20 protein-coding genes are annotated in these 18,409 nt (G+C 45.1%); 11 read left to right on the forward strand and 9 right to left on the reverse strand.

The window, feature by feature from the left end:
* Window positions 1-4 precede the first annotated feature (4 nt).
* Entirely contained in the window at window positions 5-607 is a 603-nt protein-coding gene (gene leuD / locus ACVA54_RS13615; protein ID WP_099079930.1) for a 3-isopropylmalate dehydratase small subunit, read from the forward strand.
* 135 nt (window positions 608-742) lie between these two features.
* Entirely contained in the window at window positions 743-1,525 is a 783-nt protein-coding gene (locus ACVA54_RS13620) for a DUF547 domain-containing protein (protein WP_446581010.1), read from the forward strand.
* Between the two features lie 129 nt (window positions 1,526-1,654).
* On the opposite strand, the gene djlA is transcribed toward ACVA54_RS13620, so the two are convergent.
* Window positions 1,655-2,509, reverse strand: a complete 855-nt coding sequence (gene djlA / locus ACVA54_RS13625) for a co-chaperone DjlA (RefSeq protein WP_446649694.1) — start codon at window positions 2,507-2,509, stop codon at window positions 1,655-1,657.
* 268 nt (window positions 2,510-2,777) lie between these two features.
* Here djlA and lptD point away from each other — a divergent pair, with 268 nt between their 5' ends.
* The 6 genes from lptD to apaH all read left to right on the forward strand — a co-directional run bounded on the left by lptD (window position 2,778) and on the right by apaH (window position 9,536).
* Window positions 2,778-5,132 (forward strand): LPS assembly protein LptD, encoded by a 2,355-nt coding sequence (gene lptD / locus ACVA54_RS13630; RefSeq protein ID WP_446649695.1) that lies wholly within the window; start codon window positions 2,778-2,780, stop codon window positions 5,130-5,132.
* Window positions 5,133-5,194: 62 nt separating this feature from the next.
* The gene (gene surA, locus ACVA54_RS13635) at window positions 5,195-6,478 is read left to right on the forward strand and encodes a peptidylprolyl isomerase SurA (protein ID WP_446649696.1); all 1,284 of its coding nucleotides are present in this window, start codon (window positions 5,195-5,197) and stop codon (window positions 6,476-6,478) included.
* On the forward strand, window positions 6,468-7,466 hold the full coding sequence (gene pdxA / locus ACVA54_RS13640; RefSeq protein WP_099079935.1) for a 4-hydroxythreonine-4-phosphate dehydrogenase PdxA: 999 nt from the start codon (window positions 6,468-6,470) through the stop codon (window positions 7,464-7,466). The genes surA and pdxA overlap by 11 nt, the downstream gene beginning before the upstream one ends.
* A complete protein-coding gene (rsmA, locus tag ACVA54_RS13645) occupies window positions 7,463-8,272 on the forward strand; it encodes a 16S rRNA (adenine(1518)-N(6)/adenine(1519)-N(6))-dimethyltransferase RsmA (protein ID WP_099079936.1) in 810 nt (269 codons plus the stop codon). Before pdxA ends, rsmA begins: the two co-directional genes overlap by 4 nt.
* A gap of 65 nt (window positions 8,273-8,337) precedes the next feature.
* Entirely contained in the window at window positions 8,338-8,718 is a 381-nt protein-coding gene (gene apaG, locus ACVA54_RS13650) for a Co2+/Mg2+ efflux protein ApaG (protein ID WP_099079937.1), read from the forward strand.
* Between the two features lie 11 nt (window positions 8,719-8,729).
* Window positions 8,730-9,536 (forward strand): bis(5'-nucleosyl)-tetraphosphatase (symmetrical) ApaH, encoded by an 807-nt coding sequence (apaH, locus tag ACVA54_RS13655; protein ID WP_099079938.1) that lies wholly within the window; start codon window positions 8,730-8,732, stop codon window positions 9,534-9,536.
* Window positions 9,537-9,603: 67 nt separating this feature from the next.
* Here apaH and folA read toward each other — a convergent pair whose 3' ends face one another.
* From folA to rplU, 6 genes are all read right to left on the reverse strand, one after another.
* Window positions 9,604-10,083: a type 3 dihydrofolate reductase gene (gene folA, locus ACVA54_RS13660; RefSeq protein ID WP_099079939.1), complete on the reverse strand. Its 480-nt coding sequence runs from the start codon at window positions 10,081-10,083 to the stop codon at window positions 9,604-9,606.
* A gap of 9 nt (window positions 10,084-10,092) precedes the next feature.
* Window positions 10,093-10,566 (reverse strand): threonine/serine exporter family protein, encoded by a 474-nt coding sequence (locus ACVA54_RS13665; RefSeq protein WP_172438141.1) that lies wholly within the window; start codon window positions 10,564-10,566, stop codon window positions 10,093-10,095.
* Window positions 10,566-11,366 carry a threonine/serine exporter family protein gene (locus ACVA54_RS13670; RefSeq protein WP_099079941.1) on the reverse strand — a complete coding sequence of 267 codons (801 nt, stop codon included), beginning with the start codon at window positions 11,364-11,366 and terminating at the stop codon, window positions 10,566-10,568. Before ACVA54_RS13670 ends, ACVA54_RS13665 begins: the two co-directional genes overlap by 1 nt.
* Window positions 11,367-11,490: 124 nt before the next feature.
* Window positions 11,491-12,669 carry an Obg family GTPase CgtA gene (gene cgtA / locus ACVA54_RS13675; protein WP_119464027.1) on the reverse strand — a complete coding sequence of 393 codons (1,179 nt, stop codon included), beginning with the start codon at window positions 12,667-12,669 and terminating at the stop codon, window positions 11,491-11,493.
* Between the two features lie 214 nt (window positions 12,670-12,883).
* A complete protein-coding gene (gene rpmA, locus ACVA54_RS13680; protein WP_005383095.1) occupies window positions 12,884-13,141 on the reverse strand; it encodes a 50S ribosomal protein L27 in 258 nt (85 codons plus the stop codon).
* Between the two features lie 20 nt (window positions 13,142-13,161).
* On the reverse strand, window positions 13,162-13,473 hold the full coding sequence (rplU, locus tag ACVA54_RS13685) for a 50S ribosomal protein L21 (protein ID WP_000271393.1): 312 nt from the start codon (window positions 13,471-13,473) through the stop codon (window positions 13,162-13,164).
* A 268-nt stretch (window positions 13,474-13,741) separates the two neighbouring features.
* Between rplU and ispB the strand changes: the two genes are divergently transcribed.
* Window positions 13,742-14,713, forward strand: coding sequence for an octaprenyl diphosphate synthase (gene ispB / locus ACVA54_RS13690; protein WP_446649697.1), 972 nt, complete (start codon window positions 13,742-13,744; stop codon window positions 14,711-14,713).
* Window positions 14,714-14,811: 98 nt separating this feature from the next.
* On the opposite strand, the gene ACVA54_RS13695 is transcribed toward ispB, so the two are convergent.
* Entirely contained in the window at window positions 14,812-15,003 is a 192-nt protein-coding gene (locus tag ACVA54_RS13695) for a hypothetical protein (RefSeq protein ID WP_172438142.1), read from the reverse strand.
* Between the two features lie 124 nt (window positions 15,004-15,127).
* Complete coding sequence (gene mdh / locus ACVA54_RS13700) at window positions 15,128-16,063, reverse strand: malate dehydrogenase (protein ID WP_099079944.1); 936 nt, start codon at window positions 16,061-16,063, stop codon at window positions 15,128-15,130.
* 358 nt (window positions 16,064-16,421) lie between these two features.
* On the opposite strand from mdh, the gene argR reads away from it, so the two are divergent.
* Window positions 16,422-16,892 (forward strand): transcriptional regulator ArgR, encoded by a 471-nt coding sequence (argR, locus tag ACVA54_RS13705; protein WP_099079945.1) that lies wholly within the window; start codon window positions 16,422-16,424, stop codon window positions 16,890-16,892.
* A gap of 371 nt (window positions 16,893-17,263) precedes the next feature.
* On the forward strand, window positions 17,264-18,229 hold the full coding sequence (locus ACVA54_RS13710) for a TAXI family TRAP transporter solute-binding subunit (protein ID WP_099079947.1): 966 nt from the start codon (window positions 17,264-17,266) through the stop codon (window positions 18,227-18,229).
* Window positions 18,230-18,409: the final 180 nt, after the last annotated feature.

The raw sequence follows: 18,409 nt of genomic DNA on the forward strand, positions 1-18,409 counted from the left end.
CATCATGTCAGGTTTTAAGCAACACACTGGGTTGGTTGTACCTCTAGATGCCGCCAACGTCGATACTGATGCCATCATTCCAAAACAATTTCTACAAAAGGTTTCACGCCTTGGATTTGGAAAACACTTGTTCCATGACTGGCGTTTCCTCGATGACGCTGGTGAGCAACCAAACCCAGAATTCGTGATGAATGCACCACGCTACCAAGGCGCATCTATCTTGCTCGCACGTGAAAACTTTGGCTGCGGATCATCACGTGAACACGCACCTTGGGCCCTAGCGGACTACGGCATCAAAGCAATGATCGCCCCTAGTTTTGCTGATATTTTCTATGGCAACTCGATCAACAACCAAATGGTGCCTGTGCGTCTAACCGAGCAAGAAGTGGATGAGATTTTCCAATTTGTTGAAGCCAACATCGGTGCAGAAATTGAAGTAGATTTAGATGCACTAAAAGTCCGAGCCGACGGCAAAGAGTATAACTTCGAAATCGATGAGTTCCGTCGTCACTGCTTACTTAATGGCTTAGACAACATTGGTCTTACCCTACAGCATGAAGATAAGATTGCCGAGTACGAGGCGAAAATCCCAAGCTTTCTGCGCTAACTCACATCTCAATCGACACAAACTAAAAGGTTGGCGCTTGCCAGCCTTTTTTCTCTTATTTTCATAGCCTCACGAAAGAACTCTGTCCGTATACAGGTCTACACTATCAACAAGGTTTAACCCAAAGGACTCCCTATGACACGTCTGTTGTTACTAATGTGTGCTCTCGTTTCTTTCTCGACATTTTCCGCGCCAAAATCGGATTTGTGGCCGTATTGGCAGCAATCGAATCAAGCGAACCAAGCCCAGATTTCTCATCAAGAGTGGCAGCAATTACTCGATACTTATTTAGTTAAGCAAGGCGAGAACACTTTGTTTCGCTACAGCAAAGTCTCTTCCGCTGACAAAGCTAAGTTAAAGCATTACATCCAGCGCTTAGCAAATCTCAATCCTTTACAATACAACCAAGCAGAGCAATACGCGTATTGGGTAAATCTCTACAATGCCATCACGGTACAGCTAATTCTAGACAACTACCCAGTCAAATCGATTACTAAGCTTGGTGGGCTATTTAGCTTTGGACCTTGGGGGGATGATGTCGTGGTGATTAACGGCAAAGTTCTGACTTTGAACGACATTGAGCATCGCATTTTGCGGCCAATTTGGAATGATTCAAGAACCCACTACGCCGTGAACTGCGCAAGTTTAGGCTGCCCAAATCTGCAAACACAAGCATTTACCGCAGACAACACACAAGCGCTACTCAATAGCGCAGCAAAAGCATTTATCAACAGCAGAAAAGGCGTCTCTGTTCAAGGTAACACCGCCCAACTGTCTTCACTTTATGATTGGTTTGCCGATGATTTTGGAGGTAAAAAACAAGTATTCCGCCATATCGTTCAGTATGCACCACAGTACAAAAGCTTCTCTGGGAAAGTGAAATACGAATACAATTGGGACTTAAACGAAGCCGACTGAACGGCTCGCTTGAGTTCAACGAGCTTTTGGACCGCCATAACTTAAAACCTAAAGACACTAGCAAGCCAGAAACTAAAAAGGGCACTGAGTGCCCTTTTTAGAATCCAATATTTGATAGAAAACGTCCGGCTACTTAAAGCCTTTGACTTTCTTAATTAAATCGTAAGCATTTTGAATTTCTTGCGATTTTTCTTTCGCAACGTTCATCATCTCTGGCGGCAAACCTTTGGCCATCAACTTATCTGGGTGATGCTCGTTCATCAACTTACGGTAAGCGCGCTTCACCGTCTTGCTGTCCGCATCCGAAGCCACATCCAAAATCTCATAGGCATCTGCCAACTTCTCAGCCTGGGAGGCTTGTTGCCAATCCGATGACTGGTACTGACCTTGATGCTGTCCATGAAAGCCGCCCTGGCTTTGGAAACGAAATGCCGCCTCTTGCATATGCAGACGACGCTCAAGCTGTTCAGAAGAGAACCCTAACCCGCGCGCGATCTTGTGCAGCACATTGCGTTCACTTGGGTGTATTTCACCATCAGCAAACGCAGCCGAGATCTGTAACTCAAGGAAGAATTGCAGCAGATCAAAACGGCCAGAAGAGGAGATCTTCACCCGAACCAACACATCCTCAAGTGGAAAGTCGCTCTCTTTACCTTCACGAAACGCCTCTTGCGCCGCTCGGCGTTGTTCACCATGCAAACTCATGCGATCCATCATCGCAGAAGCCAGCTGAATCTCTTCTTTTGTCACTTGCCCCTTGGCTTTAGCAAGATGCCCCATAACGGCAAAAGCCGCTTTAAAAAACTCTTCTTGTCGCTGCGCCTGGCTTGGGTTTTTACCAAACCCTCCCGTCGAAAATCCCGCTTTGCTCAGTCGACGTGCTTTATCAAATTGGTGACCAATGAATAAACCAAGCAATAAACCAAACGGGCCACCAAGCAATAAGCCAAAGAAGGCACCCAATATTTTGCCAAAAATATGCATTATGTGTTCTCTATCAATGAATTTTTATCGACGACAGCGGTCTTATAGTGCCGGACGCAGCGATTTCCTTTATGATAATGGAATTAGTTTTATTTAGGTCAGGCTTTTTCGCCTGCTCACCTTTTGCAGCTATCTTTAACGACATTATGCCACAGTGAACCCACACACTGGGATAAATGCCAACGATAGTTGATTCATTTGGTTATATAGCAAGGGGACAACCAGCCCTATAGCCACGAGTATTAGTGACACAGGAAAGTTCAATTCAATGCAACATTTCTCCCGCACATGTTTAGCAGCCTCTATCAGCACCGCCTTGTTTGTACCCACAATTCAAGCTGAAGTGAATATACAAGATAGTGTGCAGGAAATGCCCACCACAGATCAATGTTTGGTTGAGCCAAGTGGTGAGGAAGACGCACTCAATGAGCCTGTTGTTGTTCAGGCAGACCACCTGCAAGTGATTAACGGTGACAAAGCTCAGTATTCAGGTAACGTAGAAGTCACGCAAGGTCAGAAAAAAATCACCGCAGATAACGTCACACTTCATCAGCAGGACAACGTGGTGGTCGCTGAAGGCAATGTGACCTTTAACGACGGTCAGGTAAAAGCACGCTCTGATCGCGTGACCAACGATATCAATCAAGACACCTTCTCCCTTGAAAACACCGATTATCAATTTCTTTGTCAGCAAGGTCGAGGCACCGCTGCATACATAGCTCGCACAGGTCAGTCGGTTTATGAGTTAGAAGATGGCTCAATTACCTCTTGTCCACAAGGAGACAATTCATGGCGTTTGGTCGCGTCGGGCATTGACGTTGATCAGGACGAAGAAATGGCGACATTGCACCATCCTCGCTTCGAGGTGTTAGATGTGCCAGTCTTCTATGTGCCATATTTGACGATGCCGATTGGTGACACACGTAAAACGGGCTTCCTATTTCCGTCCTTGTCCTATGGTTCAAGTGACGGCCTAGAAGTCGAAGTACCGTTTTATTGGAATATCGCCCCTCAATATGACATGACGTTGACCACGTTATACATGCAACAGCGTGGCACTAAGCTCGATACCGATTTTCGCTACCTCACTGACGGTTGGGGTCAGGGTGAAATCAAAATCGAGTACATGAACCGTGATAAAAAATACCAAGACAAATCTCGCTGGGGATATCAGTTTAAGCACGATGGCATCATCAATCAACATTGGGTGGTCAAAGCCGATTACTCAAAGGTGAGTGATATTGATTACTTCCGTGATTTAAGCTCTGATCTCGGTAACCGTGAAGATGGGCAGTTAATTCAAGAAGGTCAGGTAAAATATCGCACTGATTTTTGGGATGTCTCGCTGACCGCTCGTGACTTCCAAATCCTTCTAGAAGACCAAAACAAGCCTTACCGCTTGATGCCTCAACTCGATTTAAATTATTACACACCGCTGTGGGGGAATTACGTCAACTTTGATGTTAAAAGCCAAGTAAGCCAATTTAGTAGTGACGATACCACTAAACCCGACGCTACTCGTATATTTGTTGCCCCCGGTTTGACCATCCCACTTTCTACGGCCTGGGCTACCTGGACGACAGAAGCTCGATTACTATCAAGATATTACAATCAAGATATCGATGCATTAACCGACGAGACGTTAAAAAGAAGATTGGATAAAAACGTCTCTAGTGTGATTCCAGAGTTTCGCTCTCATACTCAGATATATTTAGAAAGAGATACCAGCTGGATTAAAGGCTATACCCAAACCTTAGAGCCACAACTGCAGTACTTGTATGTGCCGAAAGAAGACCAAAATAACATCTACGATTACGACACAACACGACTACAAATGGATTATTACGGTTTGTTCCGCAGCCGCCGGTACAGTGGTGTCGATTTTATCGCAGCGGCAAATCAGCTAAGCTACGGGGCAAGTACACGTTTCTTCGATGACGATTACAAAGAGCGTCTGAATATCTCATTTGGTCAGATTTATTATTTTAATACTGATGCAAAATTCAATGAGAAAAATCAGAATAATGAATCGAGTACCTCGGCAACCAACTATTCATCTTGGGCAATTGAGACTGATTTTAACTATAACGATTACCTGTTTTACCACGGTGGCATTCAGTACGATATTGACTTGAACTCAATGCAGTTGGCTAACAGCACGTTGGAATACCAGTTCGCAGGTGGCTTTATTCAAGCCAACTATCGATACGTTACTCTCGATTACATTAAAAGTTCTATCGACTTAAAAAACTTGGACTTAATCACCAGAGAAGGCATTTCCCAAGCGGGCTTAGTCGCTGCCTATGACATAGATAGAAATTGGTCAACGAGCGGTCAATATTACTATGACCTCAATGAAAGTAATTCATTGGAATGGCTTGCTAGCCTACGCTATCAATCTGATTGTTGGTACATTGGCTTTACGTACTCTAACCAACTACTCGGTTGGGATAATGCCATTATTGGTGCCGATGGCGCTTCTCCAGAATACGAGAACAACATCAGTGTGAATTTCGGTATTCAAGGCTTTTCAACCAATCAACGCGCAACAACGGCAGCAAAAGAGCTTGATGGCTCTGATAATGCGATCAAGTACGGTCGCCCATTCGATCTGAACAATTAATCGATTTAAGCGTCTTAAAAATAAACCAAGACGCTTAATCTAAAATACTGACGGAATTTTAAATGAAAATTTGGAAATCAATCCTATTCACTACCCTACTTTCTTGCGGTGCAACAGCAGCACCAGTCGAGCTTGATAAGGTTTCAGTCATTGTTAATGATGGTGTGATCTTACAAAGTGACATTGATACGGCACTAAAAACGCTGCAAGCCAATGCGCGCCAAAGTGGAAAAAGCCTACCTTCAGCAAGCGTCCTAAAAGACCAAGTGGTTGAGAAATTGATCATGGATACGCTGCAAGGCCAAGAGGCAGAACGTATCGGTGTGCGTATTGATGATAACCGCCTAAACCAAGCGATTGCAGAAATTGCCAGTAGCAATAACCAGAGCGTAGAACAGCTCGTTGCATCAGTTCGAACAGAGGGCCTAAGCTACCCTGAATTCCGTGAACAAATTCGCAAAGAACTTGCGGCATCAGAAGCTCGCAATGCACTGGTTCGCCGTCGCATTAACATACTTCCAGCGGAAGTCGATACCCTAGCGGATCAACTTGCACAACAGACCAACGCTACCGTTCAGTACAAAATTGGCCACATCCAGCTAAGATTCTCTGATGATCAAGATAAATCCGCAGTCGAAACGGAAGCAAAAGCACTGGTTAAAAATTTAAACCAAGGCGCTGATTTCGCTGAAATGGCTTATGCCTACTCTAAGGGGCCAAAAGCACTTCAAGGTGGTGATTGGGGTTGGATGCGTAAAGAAGAAATGCCAACCATCTTTGCCGATCAAATCAAAATGCAGAATAAGGGCAGCATTATTGGTCCATTTCGCAGTGGTGTAGGCTTCCACATTCTTAAAATTGAGGATGTAAAAGGCCTAGAGACGGTTGCAGTAACGGAAGTCAATGCACGCCACATTCTGATCAAACCAACCGTTATCCTAAGTGATGAGGGCGTGAAAAAACAGTTGAATGAATTTATTCGCCGTATTAAAGCTGGTGAAGCCACATTTGCTCAACTCGCAACACAATACAGCCAGGATCCAGGCTCTGCAGCACAAGATGGCGAACTTGGCTATCAAACGCCCGACCTGTATGTGCCTGAGTTCAAACACCAAGTAGAAACGCTACCTGTTGGCTCTATCAGTGAACCATTCAAAACCGTGCACGGTTGGCACATTGTTGAAGTCCTAGAGCGCCGTCAAGTTGACCGAACTGACTCAGCGATGAAGAACAAAGCTTACCGTATTCTATTTAACCGTAAATTTAATGAAGAAGCAGGCGCATGGATGCAAGAGCTACGCGCAAGTGCGTTTGTTGAAATCGTGGATGACAATGATGACAACTAATCCGATTCGCAGAATCGTCGTAACCGCAGGGGAACCTGCGGGCATCGGCCCAGACTTAGTGCTTGCCCTGTCTAAGGAAGACTGGGCACACCAGATTGTCGTCTGTGCCGATAAAAACATGTTGATGGAACGTGCTAATCTGCTTGGCATTGATGTCCAACTATATGATTACCATCCAGAAGAAGCCCCTAAAGCACAAAAAGCGGGGACGCTCATCGTTGACCATATCGAAATGTCGGAAAACGTCGTTTCAGGTCAACTCAATGAAGCCAACGGCCATTACGTATTAAAAACGCTAGAAAGAGCCGCTTTGGGCTGTATGAATGATGAATTTGATGCTATTGTCACCGGTCCTGTACATAAAGGGGTGATCAATCGCTCTGGTGTTGCCTTTAGTGGCCATACTGAGTTCTTCGCAGAGAAGTCCAACACCCCCTTGGTCGTGATGATGTTGGCGACCGAAGGATTGCGCGTCGCGCTTGTCACTACGCATATTCCTTTGGCGTACGTGTCCAAAGCCGTCACACAAGAGCGATTAGAGAAAGTCATCGATATTCTTAATAACGACCTTGTCGAAAAATTTGCCATCTCACGACCAAACATCTATGTTTGCGGGCTAAATCCACATGCGGGAGAAGATGGCTGTTTAGGTCGTGAAGAAATCGAGACCATCACTCCGACATTGGAAAAGATTCGACAAGAAAAAGGCATCAATCTGATCGGTCCACTACCGGCAGATACCATTTTCAATGAAAAGTATTTAAACGATGCTGATGCTGTTTTAGGCATGTACCACGACCAAGTATTGCCGGTATTAAAATACCAAGGCTTTGGTCGTTCAGTAAACATTACTCTTGGTCTACCTTTTATAAGAACCTCGGTAGATCACGGTACTGCATTAGAACTGGCAGGGACAGGTCAAGCGGATACAGGGAGCTTCCGAACAGCGCTCACGCATGCGATAGAATTGGTAGAGAAGAAACAATGAGAAATGATGTCCATTTAGGACACAAAGCGCGTAAACGTTTTGGTCAAAACTTCCTGAACGATCCATACATTATTGATGGCATCGTATCGGCAATTAACCCAAGACCAGGGCAAAATCTGGTTGAGATCGGTCCTGGTCTAGGCGCAATTACTGAACCAGTCGGCCGTGAAGTCGACAAATTCACGGTTATTGAATTAGACCGCGATCTAGCCGAGCGTCTACGCAACCATCCTGAGCTGGCAGACAAACTGACCATTCATGAAGGCGATGCGATGCGCTTTGACTTCACACAGTTAGTGAAGCCGAACAACAAGCTACGTATCTTCGGTAACTTGCCGTACAACATCTCTACTCCATTGATGTTCCATCTTTTTGAGTTCCATAAAGACATTCAAGACATGCACTTTATGCTTCAAAAAGAAGTGGTTAACCGTTTAGCAGCGGGTCCTGGCAGCAAAGCATATGGTCGTCTGACTGTGATGGCGCAATACTACTGCAAAGTGGTTCCGGTATTAGAAGTGCCGCCAGAGTCCTTCGTTCCGCCACCAAAAGTAGATTCAGCGGTCGTACGCTTGGTGCCTTACGAGGAGCTGCCACACCCAGCAAAAGATTTACGCTTGTTAGAGCGCGTGTGTCGTGAAGGTTTTAACCAACGCCGTAAAACCGTACGCAACTGCTACAAATCTCTACTAAGCACAGAAACACTGGAAGAACTAGGCATCAATCCTAGTATGCGTCCAGAAAACCTGACGCTACAACAATTCGTCGCCATGGCGAACTGGCTTGCGGATAACCCACAGCACTAATCACTCAAACGATAAGCCAGCCCTAGCCCGGTTTGGCTTATTATTATGCTTATCAAGGAGTGCACATGGACGTCATTCAACCTTGCATAAAGATTCAAGTTCACACCAAATACATTGAAGAGCAGTCCAGCCCCGAGCTACAGCGCTTCGTATTTTCCTACATCATCACCATCAAAAATCTCAGCCAACAAACGGTGCAATTAGTGAGCCGCCGTTGGTTAATCACCAACGCCGATGGCAAACAGATGACAGTAGAAGGCGAAGGTGTGGTGGGCCAACAACCATTTATCGATGGTAGCGATGAGTACACTTACAGCAGTGGCACCGCACTAGAAACACCGGTTGGCGTAATGCAAGGACACTACGTGATGCTAGATGAAAAAGGACAAGAGTTTCTCGTTGACGTTGAGCCATTCCGTCTTGCTGTTCCCAATGTCCTAAATTAATCGGAGATTCAGTGGCTACCTATATCGTTGGTGATATCCAAGGCTGTTTTGATGAACTACAACAGCTACTAAAACGTGTCGTTTTTTCTGCGCAAAAAGATCAACTTTGGCTTGCTGGTGACTTAGTCGCCAGAGGGCCTAAATCATTAGAAACACTACGTTTTGTTAAATCGCTTGGCGACAGTGCCAAAGTCGTATTAGGCAATCATGACCTACACTTAATGGCCGTTTCTGTAGGACTAAAAAAAGTCAAAGAGAAAGACAAAACCGCCGCAATTTTCTCGGCGCCAGACAAAGATGAACTGCTCACTTGGCTTAGCCAACAACCATTACTTGCTGAACATGATGAGTTTGTCATGTGCCATGCTGGCATTTCCCCCCAATGGGATTTAGCCACCGCAAGACAATGCGCTCGTGAAGTGGAGAGCATTATTCGGAGCGAACGGTTGCCATGGTTGCTAGAGAATATGTACAGCAACCAACCTGATCTTTGGGATGACTCCCTACAAGGTTTGGATCGTTATCGCTATACCATCAATGCCTTTACGCGTATGCGTTTTTGCTTTCCTGACAGTCGCTTAGATATGAATTGTAAGCTCCCTCCACAAGAAGTACAGGAAGACGAGTTAGTGCCCTGGTTCAAATTACCACAACGTATAAATCTTGAAAAAACCGTGCTGTTTGGCCACTGGGCTGCATTACAAGGTCATATTAACGAGCAAGTGATTGGTCTTGATACTGGCTGTGTATGGGGGGGCTCGCTGACAATGATTCGTTGGGAAGATAAGCAAGTTTTCACACAAGAGGCGCTAGACTAAGCACTCCAGCTCAGGGCCCAAAGTAGTAAAAAGCACCGCATTAACGGTGCTTTTCTCATTGTGCGGATTATTTCTCTAGAATCGTAAAACGCATGTTGTAAGCGTTTTTCTCATCCGCTCTATACACTTCTGAGTACGTTTCTTTGAAATCAGTGCCCCAATCCGGGAACTGAGTATCGCCATCAATTTTGGCTTCAATATGAGTCACATATAGCTTGTTCGCCATCGGTAAGCATGCTGCGTAAATGGCGCCCCCACCAATGATCATGACTTCTTCGACATCACCTGTAACTTCCAGCGCTTGCTCAATCGATGTCACCGTCGTGACGCCTTCTATCAACAGGGATGCATCTCGGCTTATCACAATATTCAAACGACCAGGGAGGGGACGACCGATCGAGTCATAGGTCTTGCGTCCCATCACGACAGGTTTACCCATAGTGCAACGTTTAAACCAGGCAAAATCAGCAGGAAGGTGCCAAGGCATTTGGTTGTCCTTGCCGATAATTCGATTGTCTGCCATCGCGGCAATCATACTGATGATCATATTAGATCCTTATACAATGGGTCTGCGGCGATAGAATAACAGCCCAGGAACCGCTAAGCCAACCGCTAAGCCTGCAATAATAAACATGGCTTTAAGAAAGTTTTCCATACACGTTGCAATAAGCTCAGGTGAGTACCCCAAATGGTTGATCTCCACCATGGCGATCATGGCTTTGTAAGCAAACACGCCCGGCACCATCGGGATCAATGCCGCCACGGTGAACACTTTCGGGTGGGCAAGAAAACGGTGGGACCAGTGAACACCGATCATGCCAACTAACGTCGCAGCAAAAAAAGTGGCCCATTCGATTGGTAAACCGAAGTGCAACATCAAATAACGGCTACCATGACCAATCGCACCACCGACAGCACAATACTTCAGTGCCTTGTGTGGTACGTTAAATACCATGGCAAACCCTACTGCTGGAATGGCAGCAAAAAACATATCGTTGAGCAGACCAAATACAAGTTCAAACCAACTCATTAGCTCATCCACCCCCAAATTCCGGTGACTTCCATCGCCGCAACAATGCCAAGACAAGTCGCTAAAGTTAGCAGACTCGCCATGGTGAATCGAGCAATACCCATGTTGATGTGACCTTTAAGCATATCTGCGACGGAATTAATCAATGGGAAACCAGGAACAAGCATTAAGACAGAAGATGCCATAGCAACGGTTGGCAAATTACCAATATTAAAAATCACCGCTTGAGCAGAAATGAGTGTGGTGACAAAAGCCGTAACAGAAAAATTAAGTAATGGATTGAAGTGGCGATGGCCAATCTCTTGACGAACAATCATACCGCCTGCTGAGGCGAAAAATGTCATGATAAATACGCCCCAATCGCCTCCGGCTAAATGGCTGAATGCAGCACAGGAAAGGCCAATCATAAATACAACTAACCAGCGGTTATAGCGCTCAGGGCTGATAGTGTTGAGCTTTTTCTGCGCCATTTTTACATCAAGCAGGCCGCGCTCTATCATAATGCAAATACGCTGTATCTGCGTGATAACCCGCATATTAATCCCACGGTCCACACACGTTCGAGCAGTAGTGATGCAATGATCATCCATGAGTGTGGTTACGACTAATGCATTTGCTGATAGCGCCACTTCAACTTCATTGACCCCACAAGCGAGACCAATGCGACGCATAATGTCGCTCACCAAGGTACTTTCTGCACCATGGGCTAACAGCATTTGTCCAGCTTGTGCGACAAGTCGTGAAATGCTTCTTTGATTTGCTATTATCAGTTCTTCTGACGACATAACTTCCATTGTCATAAAGACATCTCAATCCTTTTCCCTAAACGGCGTGTTATTGTGCCGTAAATCACATTCCGTAAACATGATTTAGATACAAAAAAAGCCGCAATAAATATTGCGGCTTTAATGAATTTGCTAATGATTAGTCGCGGACGTAAACAACGTGACCGTCGTCTTCTTCGTCGTCCCAGTCATCCCAATCATCATCATCTTCATCTTCAGTGATCACGTCTTTACCAGCCATTGCATCTTTATGGTAATCATCCCACATGAAGTTCACTTTATCTTCTTCAGCAACTTCTTCCTCTTCACGAGGTAGGTTTTCCATAAACTCAGCTAGCTTGTAGCAAAGCTCTTTAGTCCCGTTACGATTGATCGCCGAGATCTTGTAGAACTCGTCTTCCCAACCTAGCGCATCCAAGATCTCTTGGATCTTTTCATCCGCTTCTTCTTCCGGCATAAGATCCGTTTTGTTGAATACTAGCCAACGAGGTTTGTTTGCTAGCTTCTCACTGTATTGCTCTAGCTCATCAATGATAGTGAGTGCATTCTGGATAGGATCTGACTGATCAATCGGCATGATATCAATCATGTGTAGCAATACACGACAACGCTCTAGGTGTTTCAAGAAACGAATACCTAGGCCAGCGCCATCTGCAGCCCCTTCGATTAGACCAGGGATATCGGCAACCACAAAGCTCTTTTCAGGAACCACACTGACTACGCCCAAGCTTGGGATCAACGTCGTAAATGGATAATCTGCCACTTTTGGTTTTGCTGCTGATACCGCACGGATGAACGTTGATTTACCCGCATTCGGTAAACCAAGCATACCAACATCGGCCAATAGCAGTAGCTCTAGGCGAATTTCACGAATCTCACCTTTTGTACCCAGCGTTCTCTGACGAGGAGCACGGTTTACTGAAGATTTAAAACGTGTATTACCAAGACCGTGCCACCCGCCCTTCGCAACCATCACTTTCTTACCGTGTTCAGCCACTTCTGCAACGATTTCGTTTGTGTGGATATCAACAGCGCGAGTACCAACCGGAACACGCAGCGTAATATCTTTACCACGTTTACCTGTACAGTTACCGCCGCGACCATTCTCACCACGCTCTGCTTCATAGAAACGCTGGAAACGGTAATCAATCAGGGTATTTAGGTTTTCATCGGCTTGAATGTATACATCACCGCCGTCACCACCGTCGCCACCATCAGGGCCACCTTTAGTGATGAATTTTTCACGCCAGAAACTAACAACGCCGCTACCGCCGTCACCAGCCTGAACTTTTACTACCGCTTCATCTACGAACTTCATCTTTTACTCCGACTACTTCGTGCGTGGATTAAATCTCATGTGCCATCAATCAAATTCTAGCAGATGACAGATCTAAGCTCCCAAAGATACCGAGCCCATTTGGTTTCGGACGAGAAACTTCGATATGTCGACTGCTACAAATAAAAAACCCCGCCGAATCGGCAGGGCTTTTGAATTCAGCTATCAAGCTTAAATAATTAGCCTAAAGGTCAAATTACTCAGCTTCGATGCTTACAAACTTACGGTTCTTAGGACCTTTAACCTCGAACTTCACTTTACCTTCAGTAAGAGCGAATAGAGTGTGGTCTTTACCGATACCTACGTTGTTACCAGCGTGGAATTTAGTACCACGTTGACGAACGATGATGTTACCTGCAAGAACAGATTCACCACCGAAACGCTTAACACCTAGACGTTTGCTTTCTGAATCGCGGCCGTTACGAGTAGAACCACCAGCTTTTTTGTGTGCCATTGTTAAACTCTCCTAATAGATTAAGCGTTGATACCAGTGATCTTCACTTCAGTGAACCACTGACGGTGACCCTGTTGCTTACGAGAGTGCTTACGACGACGGAACTTAACGATTTTAACTTTATCGCCACGACCGTGTTGTACAACTTCAGCAACAACTTTGCCGCCCTCTACTAGAGGAGCACCAACTTTGATGTCTTCGCCGTTAGCAACAAGAAGAACTTTATCAAATTCTACAGTTGCACCAGTTTCAACGTCTAATTTCTCTAAACGAAGAGTTTGACCTTCGCTTACACGGTGTTGTTTACCACCAGATTGGAAAACAGCGTACATATTTTACTCCGCTTTTTCCGCACAGCCTGCAATCATTATTTGAGCTAGGGTGTGCGCTAAACTAATCATCAATAGGGCGCAGATTCTACAGAAGAGATGCCCCTATGACAAGCCATATTTTGAAAAAATTGGCGAAAAGCTAATCGCCAAAGAAAAGTGCGGCAATCATGCCCTTTAGTAATGTATTAATCAACGTTTTTTAGTGTATTATTCGACAATTATATAATTCGAATAAGCCTTGCAGGGTCTAACTTCAGCCGGATATACGATGGATTTTAAAACTATCCAAGCGCTTACTGCCGATGACATGGCAAAAGTGAATGAAACAATTCAAGCCCAACTCAATTCTGATGTCTCTTTAATCAACCAACTCGGTTTTTATATCGTCAGTGGTGGAGGCAAACGTCTTAGACCGCTTCTGGCAATATTGTCAGCGCGCGCTCTGGGTTACCAAGGTAGCGGCCATACTATGGCTGCTGCATTTATCGAGTTCATCCATACAGCAACTTTGCTGCATGACGATGTGGTCGACGAATCAGAGATGCGTCGTGGAAAAGCGACAGCCAATGCGGCATTTGGTAATGCGGCGAGCGTGCTGGTTGGGGACTTTATCTATACTCGTTCGTTTCAAATGATGACTGAACTAGGATCCATGAAGATCCTCAAGCTCATGAGTGAAGCAGTAAACGTGATCGCAGAAGGTGAGGTTCAACAGTTAATAAACTGTAATGATCCTGACACGACTGAAAATAACTACATGCAAGTCATCTACTCTAAGACAGCACGTTTGTTTGAATCAGCCACACAAATTGGTGCCATCCTAAATAATGCACCAGAAGATGTGGAACTCGCATTACAGAATTACGGCAAATACTTAGGCACTGCATTCCAACTGATCGATGACGTGATGGATTACACGTCTGACGGTGAGGACATGGGTAAAAATGTTGGTGATGATTTGGCTGAAGGTAAACCAACACTTCCTTTGCTTCACGCCATGCGCAACACGACGCCAGAAAACGCCCTGATGATTCGAGAAGCGATTGAGAAAGCCAACGGCATGGAACGTTTAGACGACATCCTTGCGGTCATGGAACAAACGGGCTCGCTTGAATACACGACGCAGAAAGCGTTGGATGAAGCTGATAAAGCCATCGCTGAGCTTACTGTCCTTCCTGAGTCAGATTACAAGCAAGCACTCATCACGCTAGCACACATGGCCGTGAAGCGTACGAGCTAACGCTAAATAAAATAGAAAGATCCTAAAGTAAAAAGGAAGTGCTATGCGCTTCCTTTTTGTTATCTGTCGTATTTATTCGCAATCTAACCGATTAAAAGTCAATAGTATTGCTCACAATTACCATGAAGCTGTGGGTTGTCTTCTATCTCATCAAAACTGACCGCCAATTGCTCCTCAGAGCCTTGCTTAGCCAGTAATACGGTCTCAGATTCTTGATCAACAACCATAATGGTTCCTACACCTTGCTGACACTCCACAACCATACCTTTACGGATTCGACTTGCTTCCATCATCTTCTCCTTCACAACGTTGCTTGGATCTGACTCTGCTACGCAAGTTAAGGCGAAAGGATCAAAAAAGCCGATCCTAAGATCGACTTTCTTCTTTAAATGACCTTCTTTAAATAAAAAAGGCTTATTTAGCGAATTCAACACCAATGTTAATATCACTGTTTAGCGTTTCAAGCATGCCATCAAGCGCAGACTTCTCGTAGTCGCTCAATGCACCATAGCTTAGTACTTCTTCTACACCGTCTTTACCTAGCTTCACAGGCTGCGCGAAGTAAGGAGCGTGTTCACTACCGCCTTCCACGTATGCACACTCTACCACACCTTCTTCACCTTGCAGTGCACGTACAAGCGCTAGACCGAAGCGACATGCCGCTTGACCCATAGACAGAGTCGCACTACCACCACCCGCTTTTGCTTCTACTACTTCTGTACCCGCATTTTGGATACGCTTGGTGAGTGCTTCTACTTCTTCAGCGGTAAACTCCACACCTTCAACTTGAGAAAGTAGAGGAAGAATGGTTACGCCAGAGTGGCCACCGATAACAGGAACGCGAACGTCACCAGGATCTTTATCTTTTAGCTCAGCCACGAATGTTTCTGAACGGATTACGTCTAGTGTTGTTACACCAAACAACTTGCGCTTGTCGTAAACACCGGCTTTCTTTAGAACTTCAGCCGCGATTGGTACCGTTGTGTTCACTGGGTTAGTGATGATACCTACGCATGCTTTTGGACACACAACTGCGATCTTCTCCGCTAGCGACTTTACGATGCCAGCGTTTACGTTAAATAGATCCGCACGATCCATACCAGGCTTACGAGCAACACCAGCAGAGATGAGTACTACGTCCGCACCTTCAAGTGCAGGAGTAGGATCTTCCCCAGCGTAACCTTTGATAGATACTGGCGTTGGGATGTGGCTAAGATCAGCGGCCACACCAGGAGTTACTGGAGCAATATCGTATAGGGCTAAATCAGAACCAGCAGGAAGGCGGTTCTTAAGCAGAAGGGCTAGGGCTTGACCAATGCCGCCAGCGGCACCAATTACGGCTACTTTCATGTAGTTCTCCTTGAGAGTATTTCTCTTATAAACGTATTCGTAGGGTGTTTTGTAACCAACTAGCGTCAAATTATCTGAATCACAACTTGATTACAATCAATTAACGCCAGCTTTGCGACCTCGCGCAACTCACTACTGGCGTGCTACAAATAAAGGCTTGATTATTCTTTTATTCTGTAGAAAAAACAACAGTGACCTCAAAGTTCTCGTTGTTGCACCAGCAATTTAAGGTATTTCATCCTATATAAAGTTTACAGTGATGACATTAACATAATACTGTGACTTTTTTGGTACTAGGTGAATATCTATGCGAGAATATGCAAAATCGCTGTTTCAAAAAAAGAGAATCATAACGACTATGCGCAATTCAGAGAAACAAGATAACTTAGTTCGCGCTTTTAAAGCCTTATTAAAAGAAGAGAGCTTTGGTTCACAGGGTGAGATCGTAGATGCATTAAAGCAGCAAGGTTTTGAAAGCATCAACCAATCCAAAGTGTCTCGCATGCTAACCAAATTCGGTGCAGTGCGAACTCGCAATGCGAAAATGGAGATGGTCTACTGCCTACCCGCCGAATTGGGCGTACCGACGGTAAGTAGCTCGCTACGCGAGTTGGTTTTAGACGTCGACCACAATGCAGCATTAGTTGTTATTCACACCGGTCCTGGCGCGGCGCAGTTGATTGCTCGCTTGCTTGACTCTCTCGGTAAATCAGAAGGCATTCTTGGCGTTGTTGCTGGCGATGACACAATCTTCATCACACCAACAAAAACTGTTTCGACAGAGCAATTGTTTGAGTCTGTATGCGAACTTTTTGAGTACGCCGGTTAACTAACGCTAGGGCTATGAAATAAATAGCATTTTATAGTCCTGGCACTATGTTAATGTTCTGATTCCTCCCCGCCCCTAAAAATGCGACACCGATCACACTGTTGATTTTTTTGCTACCCTCCTCCAATTTTTCATAAGCAATTGTTATAAAAGAAATTACACACTAGTAACAGGCCCTCTTTACTCTCATTCACATTAGGTTAATTCGCTATAAGCTTTAACAATAAGATAATTTTCTGCTTTTTTTTTGTTATTATTCGTTCACTTTTTCAAACTATTCAGTCGAAAAGGTTGCCGTTTCCCAGCAGGAAACTCCAGAAATCATTCGTGGTTATTTCTGGGTTAATAATGAATATAAGGAAGTGAAATTGATGGCATTTAACAAACTTCTCAAAGTTGGCGCTATTGCCGCAGCAGTAATGGGCGCTGGCGCAGTTAACGCTCAAGAGTTTATTACAATCGGTACGGGCTCTGTAACCGGTGTTTACTACCCTACCGGCGGTGCTATTTGTAAACTGGTAAACAAAGGTCGTAAAGACCACAATATTCGCTGTTCAGTAGAATCAACTGGTGGGTCTATTTACAACGTAAACACGATTCGTGCTAACGAATTAGACTTTGGTATCGTGCAATCGGATTGGCAATACCACGGTTACAACGGTACGAGTAAGTTTGCAGAACAAGGCCCTTACAAAAAGCTACGCGCCATGTTCTCTCTTCATACAGAACCTTTTAACATCATCGCGCGTGCTGATTCTGGCATCGAAAATGTTCAAGACCTAAAAGGTAAGCGTGTCAACATTGGTAACCCAGGCTCTGGCGACCGAGCGACTATGGGCGTGGTAATGGATGCAATGGGCTGGACAAATGACAGCTTCAAGCTTGCATCAGAGCTAAAAGGTTCTGAGCGCTCTCAAGCACTTTGTGACAACAAGATCGACGCATTCATCTATATGGTTGGTCACCCAAATGGTTCCATCAAAGAAGCGACGACCTCTTGTGATGCGAAACTTGTTTCCGCAAGCGGTGAAAAGATCGATGAGATCGTTTCAGGCAATCCATACTACGCATTCAGCACAGTACCTGCTGGCATGTACCGCGGTACAGAAGGCGATGTAAACAGCTTTGGTGTTGCAGCAACAATGGTAACGACCTCTGATGTTTCAGATGAAGTCGCATACAACGTTGCAAAAGCGGTATTCGAGAACTTCAGCACCTTCAAACGCCTACACCCTGCATTTGCTAGCCTGAAGAAAGAGGACATGGTGAAAGCAGGTCTTTCTATTCCTCTTCACCCAGGAGCTGAAAAATACTACAAAGAAGTAGGCCTACTCTAATAAGTAGCTACTGACTCCAACATTCAGGCAGAAAAAGATGGGGTTCTGCCTGAATGAGTGTGCTGGTAGAGTTCGTTCGACCAGCATTCTAAATCGCTCCTCCCTCGACGGAGCACACTCACATACCTAAGAAAACCGCTTACTAGCCACCGTTTAAAAAACGATTGCATTGGCTCAAGT

Source organism: Vibrio sp. PNB23_22_6 (assembly GCF_052877535.1).